This window comes from Collinsella aerofaciens (genome assembly GCF_028207065.1).
Taxonomy (GTDB): domain Bacteria; phylum Actinomycetota; class Coriobacteriia; order Coriobacteriales; family Coriobacteriaceae; genus Collinsella; species Collinsella aerofaciens_AR.
This window is the reverse complement of sequence record NZ_JAQLFP010000029.1, coordinates 25,484-35,778: the sequence shown is the minus strand read 5'-3', so window position 1 is coordinate 35,778 and position 10,295 is coordinate 25,484. Positions and strand designations below refer to the sequence as shown.

The window sequence follows — 10,295 nt, the reverse complement described above, 5'->3', positions numbered from 1 at the left end:
CCGAGAACGTGTCTCGGCCGCCCTTCTTTCGGTTGATCTTCCAAAGTTCGCTTTGCCGCCTACTCAGACTGCCCACTCTTCTTGGCATGTTTGGACGGAGCGCTCAGAAAACGGCCCGTCAAATAGTTCGCCGGGCCAGAGATATCGATCCCCAGTAGCGTGTGTCCCAGCCACAGAAACGCCGCGAGCACCAGCAGCGGGATAACGCACGAGGTCACGATCATCACGATGACGCCTTCGATCAGATCGGTCACCTGCCGCACGATCTCGTCGGTCATCTGCTTGGCACCACTGGTTACCGACGTGACCAGGCTCGAGGCCCCGTCAGTCAACTGCTCGAGTACGTTTTTGGACTCCGTGGCCTCGGACTTTTTCTTGCTTGCTTTGGAGCTGTCGCTATCTGCCGCACTCGCAGCGTCGGCCGCCTTTTGCTCGGCCTGTTCAATGCTGACGCGATATGTCTCGTCGACCTTTTGCGATACCCACACGCTTGCAGGCACCAACGCCATGCCGATCATGGCGACTACCAGCACGCGGGTCGCCACGCGGCGCAGGACGGCACTCGTGCTCCAGCGTCCGTGAATGCCAAGCGAGACCGCAAAGAGTACCAACGCAAACGGGATTAAGATGCCCAAGCCAACCGACCACAAAATAGTCAGCAGATATTTCTCGAGGTAGAGCACGGCAAGCACGATGCCCAAGTTGCCCGAAAGCTGTGCGAGCTGCTCAGCGACCGGCGTACCCGTATCACCCGGCAGCGCGGTAATGCCCGCAGACAGCGCCACGCACGAGGCCGTGAGCGCCAGTACGTTACCTTTCTTTTGGTCGATAACCTCGATGGTGGAGTCCCAAGTCTTGGTATCGGCAAAATGCGGACGAGCCACAAAGCCCGACAGCAAGGCCAGTACCACGAGCGCAACGATGATACCGATCTGCAGCTTTTTATTTGCGCACACGACATCGGACAGGCTGGGCTGCAGCTCGGTTACCGTCGTGTGCTCGGTTATCTGGACAGGACGCCCATGAGCCATCTCGCGCGCATCTCTTTTTTGTATTGACCCGTTATCCGGCATTTGGATACCTCCTCAGTCCGGTCTGTATTGCGGATGGAAGTATACCCACCCAGCAAAAAACCGAACGGGAGGGCGTGCAGAAGCTCCATAACGCTGCTAGTCGAATAGTGCCATTTCAAAACTATGCCGGTTTACTACGATAAAACCGATAGGACCGACAACATTTGCTATTAGCAGAAAATGACAAGCTTTCTACCTGCGGCTTTGATAACGCTGTTCTTTCCATAATTGAAAGAATGCGATTCATCGTAGTAAACCGGCATAGTTTTGTAACCGACAGACCGAGTCGGCACCGCAGCAAACCTAATGACCCGGTTTCTTCCGTCCTCAAAGGATCAAATGCATGACAGGAGTGTCCCAAACTGCCGGCAGATAAGGAACGTCCCCAAGTGCCGGGCAAACAGAAAACCCTGCCGCGGGTAGCGACAGGGCTTTTGGAAGGGGACTTGGTTGTGAGGGCTCGTTAGGCGAGCTTGGCCTCGAGCTCAGCGATGCGCTTGTAGGCATCGATGGTAAAGCGGGTCTGCTTCTCCAAGATCATGGTGGTCATGAGGGTGTCCTGAGCGTGGGCCATGATGAAGGTCATCTCCATCTCGCCGCCGCCGGCCTCCTGCGAAAGCAGCTTGGTCTGCGTGTCGTGGGCGCCAATGAGTGCATCGCTCGCATCCTTGTGCAGCTGTTCGGCCTTCTCAAAATCACCCTCGCGAGCAGCATCGAGCGCTGCAAGCAGATCAGTCTGGGCGTCACCCGCGTATGCGACGATCTCGAATCCAACCATCGAGATTTCTTCTTTGGTTGCCATATTGCGTTCCTTTCACATATGAACCAATGGAGAGCATCGCGTCCGGGCATACGCGCTGCGTTGTGTATGACAGAAACATTAACATTCAAACAAAACAGAACAATGCAAAACGCAATTTCGAGCTATGAACGGTCGATTTTCGCCCGTGAACGGTTTTTAAACCAATGCGAACAATATCGAACACAATTAGTGGCAACCCAAACAGGTCCACACCCTAGCGTACATCGCGCACCGTATCGCCCTCGACGAGCACACCCGGAAACAGCATGTGCTCCACACCGGGTGCAGCGCCCTCGGCGCCGGCAATCTTGTCGACAGCCCACATGCCGACGCGCTTGTTGTCAAAGCGCACCGTGGTCAGGCGACGGTCGGGCACGATGTCGCCCAGGCTGTCGTCAACACCCACCACGCTTACGTCCTGGGGCACGTGCTTCCCGCGCGACTCGAGCCCGCGAATGCAGCCGTAGGCCATGGCATCGTTGGAAGCATAAATGGCTGTGCAGTTCGAATCGTCCGCAAGCACCTGGCCGGCGGCATATCCGCTCTGTGCCGTCCAATCGCCACGGACGAGTCGCGGCGGCTCAATACCATGCGCGCGCAATGTCTCGCGCCAGCCCTCCTCGCGACGCATGCCCGAAAGCGAGCGCTCGGGGCACGAGATAAAGTGCACGGTCTTGTGCCCCTGCTCCAGCAGGTACTCGACCACCTGGCGCGAGCAATCGAACTGGTCGTTATCGACTGTTGAACAGAGCGGGTGCTCCAGCATGGTAACGAGCACCGTCTGCATACCGGGCAGCGGCTCGAAGGTGCCAAAGTCCGCCGGCATGCGATTCATGATCACAACCATGCCATCCACCGGCAGCGCGCTCATGCGCGACGATGCACTCTCGAGGGTATACGGATGCCCGTCTACTTTAGTTAGGGTGATGGCATAGCCATGTTTGTCGGCCGCGGCGGCAAAGCCCTCCATGCGGTCGAGGTTGCCGGTGCCGGTAATGTTGAACATGGCGACGCCGACGGTCTTAAACTTGCCGCGGCGCAGCGATCGACCGGCAAAATTGGGTCGATACCCCAGCTCGCGCATGGCGGCACGCACGCGCTCCTTGGTCTCGGGGCGCACGCTGGGCGAATCGTGCACGGTGCGCGAGACCGTCTGCTCCGAGACGCCCGCGAGACGCGCCACGTCCTTAACGGAAACCGATTTTTTAACAGCGGCCATAGGTCGATCTTTCTATGTCAACGATGCCATTGGCGGCACCCTACGCAGTCAAATGAACGCCTTTAAGTATATCCAACGTCTCCCCCACAATACGTTTACCACCTAAAACCTACCGTTCACCGACAATCTTGCTTCCCCGAACGGCTTTTGTCGCCCAAATGTTAACGTTGCCATTGCGCAAATACAGAGCCACCGGGCGGCTCAAACGTTTACGCGTAAGGAATCGATGGTTCGCAGGCATAGGAACCACTGGTTCGCGTCTTTTTTTGTGTCGCAAAATGGCAACGTCAACATTTTGGCAACCGAACGCCAAAAGCTACCATCGTTGCTAACCCACCGACTCTTAGGAGCATTGCATGGAGCAACTCATCGCCATCATCGAAAAGGGCCAGCCCTTTTTCAACGCGATCGCCCGCAACAAGTACCTCAAGGCGATCCGCGACGGCTTTATCTCCGTCATCCCCATCATCATCTTCTCGTCCATCTTCTGCCTGGTAGCCTCGGTCCCCAACATCTGGGGTTTCTATTGGCCCGATGACATCAACAACGCCCTGTGGAAGTGCTACAACTACTCCATGGGCATCCTGGCCATCGCCTGTGCCGCCACCACGGCCAAGCACTTCGCCGACGCCCAGAACCGCGACCTGCCCAAGAACAACCAGATCAACTTTATCTCGTGCATGTGCGCGGCCATCATCGGCTTCTTGCTCCTTTCGAGCGACACCATCGCCACGGACGCTGCCAGCGGCTTCAACACCACCTACCTTGGTTCCAAGGGCCTGTTGACCGCCTTTATCGCTGCGTTTGTGACCGGCATCATCTACAAGTTCTTCATTAAGCGCAACATCACCGTCAAGATGCCCGAGCAGGTTCCGCCCAACATCTCGCAGACCTTTAAGGACATCATCCCCTTCTCCGTCTGCATCACCGTCTTTTGGGTCTTTGACATCGTCTTCCGCGCTGCCTTTGGCTTCTGCTTTGCCCAGGGCGTCATCCAGGTGTTCCAGCCCCTGTTCACCGCTGCCGACGGCTACATCGGTCTCGCTGTGATCTACGGTGCCATGAGCCTCTTCTGGTTTGTCGGCGTCCACGGTCCCTCGATCGTCGAGCCTGCCATCGCCGCCGCCCTCGTTGCCAACATGACCGACAACCTGGCCGCATTCCAGGCCGGCGAGCACGCCACCGCCGTCCTGACGCAGGGCGCCCAGTACTTCGTCGTCTGCATGGGCGGCACCGGCGCCACGCTCGTCCTGGTCTTTATGTTCTGCTTCCTGGCCAAGTCCCAGGAGATGCGCGCCGTCGGTAAGGCCGCCATCGTCCCCGTGTGCTTTGCCGTCAACGAGCCGCTGCTGTTCGCCGCACCTATCGTGCTCAATCCCGTCTTCTTTGTCCCGTTTGTCTTTGCCCCGATCGCCAACATCTGGATCCTCAAGGTCTTTATCGACTTCTTGGGCATGAACGGCTTTATGTACACCCTGCCCTGGACCGTCCCCGGCCCCATCGGCACCATCATGGGCCTGGGCTTCCAGCCGCTCGCCTTTGTGATGCTCGCCATCATCCTAGTCGTCGACTTTGCCCTGTACTACCCGTTCTTCCGTGCCTATGACGCCCAGAAGTGCGCCGAGGAGGCCGAGATCTCCCAGGAGGAGCTCGCCGCCCAGAACGCCGAGAAGGCCGCCAAGCTCAACGACGCCTTCCAGGGTAAAGCCGACGCCAAGAGTGTTGCCGCCGGCGCCGCTGCCGAGGCCGTAAAGGCCGATGCCCCCGCCGCTTCCGCAGCGCCCGCTGCCGAGGCAACGACCGCCAGCGACCTCAACGGCAAGCGTGTGCTCGTGCTCTGCCAGGGCGGCGGCACCTCGGGCCTGCTCGCCAACGCGCTGGCCAAGGCCGCCAAGGAGCGCGGCATCGATCTTGAGACCGCTGCCGACGCCTATGGCAACCACGTGGACATGCTCCCCGACTTTGACCTGGTCGTCCTGGCCCCGCAGGCTGCCAGCTACCTGGCCGACCTGCAGAAGGACTGCGAGCGTGTGGGCAACAAGTGCGTCGCCTGCCGTGGTAAGCAGTACATCGAGCTCTCCCAGAACGGCGACAAGTCTCTCGCCTTTGTGAGCGAGCAGCTGTCGAAGTAAGTAACGCTTAGGGCCAGCCGACTATCCAAGACCGGCTGGCCCTTCGATTTAAACGATTGGATCATCATGTCCGTTAACCCCGCCAGCGTCACCAACCCGCCCGCGCAGTTCCCCGAGGACTTTGTCTTTGGCGGCGCCACTGCTGCCTACCAGGTAGAGGGCGAGACCCGCACCCACGGTAAGGGCAAGGTCGCCTGGGACGACTTCTTGGAGGCCCAGGGCCGCTTCTCTCCCGATCCCGCCTCCGACTTCTACAACCAGTACCCCGTCGATCTGGAGCTGTGCGAGGAGTTTGGCATCAACGGTATTCGCCTCTCCATCGCCTGGAGCCGCATCTTCCCCGAGGGCACCGGCAAGGTGAACCCCGAGGGCGTGCAGTTCTACCACGACCTCTTTGCCGAGTGCCACAAGCACCACGTTGAGCCGTTTGTCACGCTGCATCACTTCGACACGCCGCTGCCCCTCTTTGAGAAGGGCGACTTCCTCAACCGCGAGACCATCGACGCCTTTGTGGACTTTGCCACCTTCTGCTTTAAGGAGTACGCCGACCAGGTGACCTATTGGTTCACCTTTAACGAGATCTGGGCCGACGCCTCCAACACCTACATCGAGGGCACCTTCCCCGGCGGCGTCAAGGCGCACCTGGCCGAGGCCTTCCAGTGCGAGCACAACATGATGCTCGCCCACGCCAAGGCGGTACTGGCCTTCCATAACGGCGGCTTTAAGGGCAAGATCGGCGTCATTCAGTCGCTGGAGTTTAAGTACCCGCTCAACGAGAACGACCCCGCCGACATCAAGGCCGCCAACAACGAGCATGTGCTGCAAAACCAGTTTTTGCTCGACGCCACCTTCCGCGGCGACTATGCCCCCGACACCCTCGAGTGCGCCAACCGCCTGGCTGCAGTCTCCGGCGGCACCATCGAAATCCGCGAGGAGGATCTCGAGATCATGCGCGAGGCAGCGCTCTACAACGACTACCTGGGCGTCAACAACTACCAGTGCCGTTTCCTCAAGGCCTACGACGGCGAGAACGACCTGCACCACAACGGCACGGGCGAGAAGGGTACCGGCCGCTGGCGCGTCAAGGGCATTGGCGAGCACGTGAACAAGCCCGGCATCCCCACCACCGACTGGGACTGGATCATCTATCCCGAGGGCCTGTTCGATCTGCTCGTCTACATTAAGCAGCGCTATCCCAACTACAAGCAGATCTTCATCACCGAGAACGGCATGGGCTACAAGGACCCCTACAAGGACGGTTTTGTGGACGACCAGCCGCGCATCGACTACATCGAGCAGCACCTGCGCTGGCTGCTCAAGGCCATGGAGGTGGGCGTCAACGTGGGCGGCTACTTCCTGTGGAGCCTGCAGGATCAGTTCTCCTGGACCAATGGCTACAACAAGCGCTATGGCTTCTTCTACGTAGACTTTGAAACCCAGAAGCGCACGCCCAAGGCAAGCGCCTACTGGTACAAGCACGTGGCGCAGATCCGTCGTCTGGACTAGCGGCCTGCGGCGAGCGGAATTGCGCCGCTCACATAACCTGTCCCCATTTCTCAGCCGGGGGTGGCACGTCACACGGCGCGCCACCCCCGGTCTTTTTGTTTTTGGGCTGGTCAGGAGCCGTTTGTCTCGATCTGTAACATCTAGCCGAGCTTTCCAGTCCTAACTGTTACAGATCGAGATAAACAGGGCGGGCCGGACCGAATTGTCTAAATCTGTAACACTAAAACCGGTTTTGGGCGTCTAGTTGTTACAGATCGAGATGAATGCACGGGGCAGTTCCCTCAATCTAAATCTGTAACAACTAGCGGGTTATTTCGCTCCTACCTGTTACAGATCGAGACAAACGGAATAGGCCGAGCCGAAAAATCTCGATCTGTAACATCTGACGGGGATTTTCGGTCCTAGCTGTTACAGATTAAGGTGAACGAGCCGAGCACGTCTACGCCCGCAGGTCCTTTACGCTGGAACGCTCGACCAACACGCCCGAGACAAGCGTACGGCTTCTGGAGCTCGGGGCTTCCAGACCTGCGACGACCTCGTTAAGCGCACGGATGCCCAGCTCGCGGTGGCGAAACTTCACCGACGTCAGAATCGAGTTGGGAATCGTCTTGTAGAGCTCATCGTCGAAGCCGATCACGGACACGTCGTCGGGCACACTGAGCCCTTTGTCACGTAGAGCCATCATCACGCCGTTTGCCATACAGTCGTTAGCAGCGAGGACCGCCGTGCAATCGGGTTTATCGGCAAGCACAAGGCCCGCGGCATAGCCACTATCCGCATTCCAATCGCCTTGCAGAGGCTCGGGCGGCTCAATGCCACGCGCCTCAAGTGCCGCACGCCAACCTTTCATACGACACTGGCTCGACAGCGACTCTTTCTTACCAGAGACGAAGTACACGTTCTTGTGCCCGCGGTCCAAGAAGTACTCGCACGCCATACGCGCGCCGCCCTCTTGGTCGTCACTGACGGTGGAGCAGGTAGGATGTTCCATCGGTGTGATAATCACCGTCTTGAGGTCTTTCGGCGCCTCAAAGGTATCAAAGTCATCGACCATCTGGCGCAGGTTGAAAATCATGCCGTCGACGGGAAGTTGCGACATCCTACGCGCCGCTTCGGCAAGGGTCATCTTCTCCCCCGCCCGCTTTTTGATCATCGTGAGCGCAAAGCCTCGCTCTTCGGCGGCATCGGCAATACCGTCAATCATGTCCACGGCACCGCCCGACAAGTGAAACAGCACCACGCCGATGCACCCGTAACGGCCCAACTTGAGCGAACGCGCGGCGAAGTTGGTTCGAAACCCGAGCGCCTCCATTGCCGAATGGACCTTATCGCGTGTCGACTCTCGCACGCTATCGGGCTCGTTGATCACGCGCGACACCGTCTTGAGAGAAACGCCTGCGGCAACTGCCACGTCGTTCATTGAGACATTTTTCTTGTCCATCGTTGCCACTACTTCTCCAGTCGGTTTTGCATCGCTTGTTTTTTGTGTTCTAGCATACACTACCTGCCTGATTGATAAATCAACCGTTTACCGAACAATATCGACCGCTCACCCGTATATCCTTGTTGCTCTTCCAAAAATGTCTTACGTTGTCATTAACGAAATGACAACGTTGTCATTTCGCAATGCCTTCCTCAAGCAGGAAGGTTTCCGGGCAGTCCTGACCATCCATCGACGACCAGTTCCATCCACATGCATCGCGCATCAAGCAGCAAAGGAGCTCTATGGACGCCATCGTAAAGATGCTCGAAAAGCATCAACCGTTCTTTGAGAAGATCTCGAGGAACATCTACCTCCAGGCCATCAAGGACGGATTTCTTGGGTGCATGCCCATTGTCCTCACCTCTTCGATCTTTCTGCTGATTGCCACCCTTCCTGGCGTAGTTGGCATCACGCTGCCCCAGCCGCTCATCGACTGGTGCAACAAGCTGTACAACTTCACCATGGGCGTCATGGGCATCATGGTTGCCGGCACCACTGCCAAGAACTTTACGGCTTCCATGAACCGTCGCATGCCCGCCGGCAAGGTGCTCAACGACGGCTCCACCACGGTGGCCGCCCAGTGCAGCATGCTGCTGCTCGCTGTTACGCAGTTCACCACCAAGTTCAACGGCTCCGAACTTTCGGTCTTCGATTGCACCAGCATGGGTACGCGCGGTCTGTTCTCGGCCTATATCGCCGCGTTCATTACCGTGTGGGTCTATAAGTTCTGCGTCTCGCGCGATCTGACCATTAAGCTGCCCAAGGAGGTCCCGGGCGCCATCGCTCAGAACTTCCGCGATATCATCCCCTTTGGCGGCGCCGTCATCATCTGCGGCATCATCGATGTCGTCGTGCGCAACCTCATGGGCGTTCCGTTCTCCGAGCTGCTTATCAAACTGCTCTCCCCGCTCTTTACCGCTGCAGAAACCTATCCTGGCCTTATCCTTATCCAGGCAGCCACCGCGTTCTTCTGGTTCATCGGCGTCCACGGCCCCTCGATCGTCCAGCCGGGCATCGACCCCATCCGTCTTGCCAACCAGGCCGAGAACCTGCAGGTTCTGCTGGCAGGCGGCCACCCCGCCCACTCCCTCACCTTTAACATGTCGCTCGTGGGTGAATTCGGCGGCACCGGCGCCACCTTCATCGTGCCGCTTCTGCTAATTCTCTTTATGAAGTCCAAGCAGCTCAAAGCCGTCGGTAAGGCCTCGATTGTTCCTGTTGCCTTCGCCGTCAACGAACCGCTGCTCTTTGGCGCGCCGATGATCCTTAACCCCTACATGCTCGTCCCCTTTGTTGCCGCCGGCTGCGTCAACGTAAGTGTTGCCAAGTTCTTTATCGATAACGTGGGCATGAACGGCTTCTCCTTCGTGGTGCCTTGGGCCACCCCCGCCCCCATCGGCATTTTCATCACCACGAACTTCCAGCTTATCGCCTTGGTATTTGTCGCGATCATCATCTTGCTGGACGCCATCATCTACCTGCCGTTCTTGAAGGCATACGATAAGCTGCTCTGCGACCAGGAGGCCGAGCGCGCCGCCGAGCTGGGTCTTGAGTCCGATGGTGCTGCCGCCATCGCCGCCAACGCCTCTGCGCCCGTTGTCGAGCAGACTACCGCTTCCGTCGAGCCGACCGCCGCTGTCGCCGACAGCAAGCCTGTCGCCGATCAGCTCGAGCCCGCCGCCGACGCATCCACCAAAAAGGACGTCGATGGCCTGAAGGTCCTCGTCCTGTGCGCCGGCGCCGGCACCTCTGCCATGCTTGCCAACGCCATCAAGGAAGGCGCTGCGCAGACCGGAGAGAACATCGCTTCCTCTGCCGGCGCTTATGGCCAGCACACTGCCATCATGGATCAGTACGACGTCATCGTGCTTGCCCCGCAGGTTCGTAGCTACTACAACGACATGAAGGCCGACACCGATCGCCTGGGCATTAAGCTGCTCGCTCCGCGCGGTAAGGAATATATCGACCTTACCCGTGACCCCGCTGGCGCCATCAAGTGGCTCCGCGAGAACCTCGACTAGTTACCTCCCTCTGTTGGTGCCCGAATCCCCAGTTCGGGCACCTCTCCCTATTCGTATCC

At 58.5% G+C, this 10,295-nt stretch carries 7 protein-coding genes; 3 read left to right on the top strand and 4 right to left on the bottom strand.

All coding sequences use genetic code 11. From position 1 onward, the window contains the following. Positions 1-59 precede the first annotated feature (59 nt). The 3 genes from PMX72_RS08520 to PMX72_RS08510 form a co-directional block, all read right to left on the bottom strand. Positions 60-1,031 (bottom strand): hypothetical protein, encoded by a 972-nt coding sequence (locus tag PMX72_RS08520; RefSeq protein WP_271729502.1) that lies wholly within the window; start codon positions 1,029-1,031, stop codon positions 60-62. A 505-nt stretch (positions 1,032-1,536) separates the two neighbouring features. Beyond that, positions 1,537-1,875, bottom strand: coding sequence for a PTS lactose/cellobiose transporter subunit IIA (locus tag PMX72_RS08515; protein ID WP_006234827.1), 339 nt, complete (start codon positions 1,873-1,875; stop codon positions 1,537-1,539). Positions 1,876-2,089: 214 nt separating this feature from the next. Continuing rightward, positions 2,090-3,094, bottom strand: coding sequence for a LacI family DNA-binding transcriptional regulator (locus PMX72_RS08510; protein ID WP_271729501.1), 1,005 nt, complete (start codon positions 3,092-3,094; stop codon positions 2,090-2,092). Positions 3,095-3,450: 356 nt separating this feature from the next. Here PMX72_RS08510 and PMX72_RS08505 point away from each other — a divergent pair, with 356 nt between their 5' ends. Both PMX72_RS08505 and lacG read left to right on the top strand, forming a co-directional pair. Beyond that, positions 3,451-5,226 carry a lactose/cellobiose PTS transporter subunit IIB gene (locus tag PMX72_RS08505; protein ID WP_271729500.1) on the top strand — a complete coding sequence of 592 codons (1,776 nt, stop codon included), beginning with the start codon at positions 3,451-3,453 and terminating at the stop codon, positions 5,224-5,226. A 66-nt stretch (positions 5,227-5,292) separates the two neighbouring features. Beyond that, positions 5,293-6,732 carry a 6-phospho-beta-galactosidase gene (gene lacG, locus PMX72_RS08500; protein ID WP_271729499.1) on the top strand — a complete coding sequence of 480 codons (1,440 nt, stop codon included), beginning with the start codon at positions 5,293-5,295 and terminating at the stop codon, positions 6,730-6,732. Between the two features lie 439 nt (positions 6,733-7,171). On the opposite strand, the gene PMX72_RS08495 is transcribed toward lacG, so the two are convergent. Beyond that, positions 7,172-8,173 (bottom strand): LacI family DNA-binding transcriptional regulator, encoded by a 1,002-nt coding sequence (locus tag PMX72_RS08495; protein WP_271729498.1) that lies wholly within the window; start codon positions 8,171-8,173, stop codon positions 7,172-7,174. A 284-nt stretch (positions 8,174-8,457) separates the two neighbouring features. On the opposite strand from PMX72_RS08495, the gene PMX72_RS08490 reads away from it, so the two are divergent. Continuing rightward, complete coding sequence (locus tag PMX72_RS08490) at positions 8,458-10,236, top strand: PTS lactose transporter subunit IIBC (RefSeq protein WP_271729497.1); 1,779 nt, start codon at positions 8,458-8,460, stop codon at positions 10,234-10,236. The last annotated feature ends 59 nt before the right edge of the window (positions 10,237-10,295 follow it).

Bases quoted from the DNA above. Each gene is read 5' to 3' on its own strand.
- PMX72_RS08520 (WP_271729502.1), bottom strand. From the start codon at position 1,031: ATGGCTCATGGGCGTCCTGTCCAGATAACCGAGCACACGACGGTAACC.
- PMX72_RS08515 (WP_006234827.1), bottom strand. From the start codon at position 1,875: ATGGCAACCAAAGAAGAAATCTCGATGGTTGGATTCGAGATCGTCGCA.
- PMX72_RS08510 (WP_271729501.1), bottom strand. From the start codon at position 3,094: ATGGCCGCTGTTAAAAAATCGGTTTCCGTTAAGGACGTGGCGCGTCTC.
- PMX72_RS08505 (WP_271729500.1), top strand. From the start codon at position 3,451: ATGGAGCAACTCATCGCCATCATCGAAAAGGGCCAGCCCTTTTTCAAC.
- lacG (WP_271729499.1), top strand. From the start codon at position 5,293: ATGTCCGTTAACCCCGCCAGCGTCACCAACCCGCCCGCGCAGTTCCCC.
- PMX72_RS08495 (WP_271729498.1), bottom strand. From the start codon at position 8,173: ATGGACAAGAAAAATGTCTCAATGAACGACGTGGCAGTTGCCGCAGGC.
- PMX72_RS08490 (WP_271729497.1), top strand. From the start codon at position 8,458: ATGGACGCCATCGTAAAGATGCTCGAAAAGCATCAACCGTTCTTTGAG.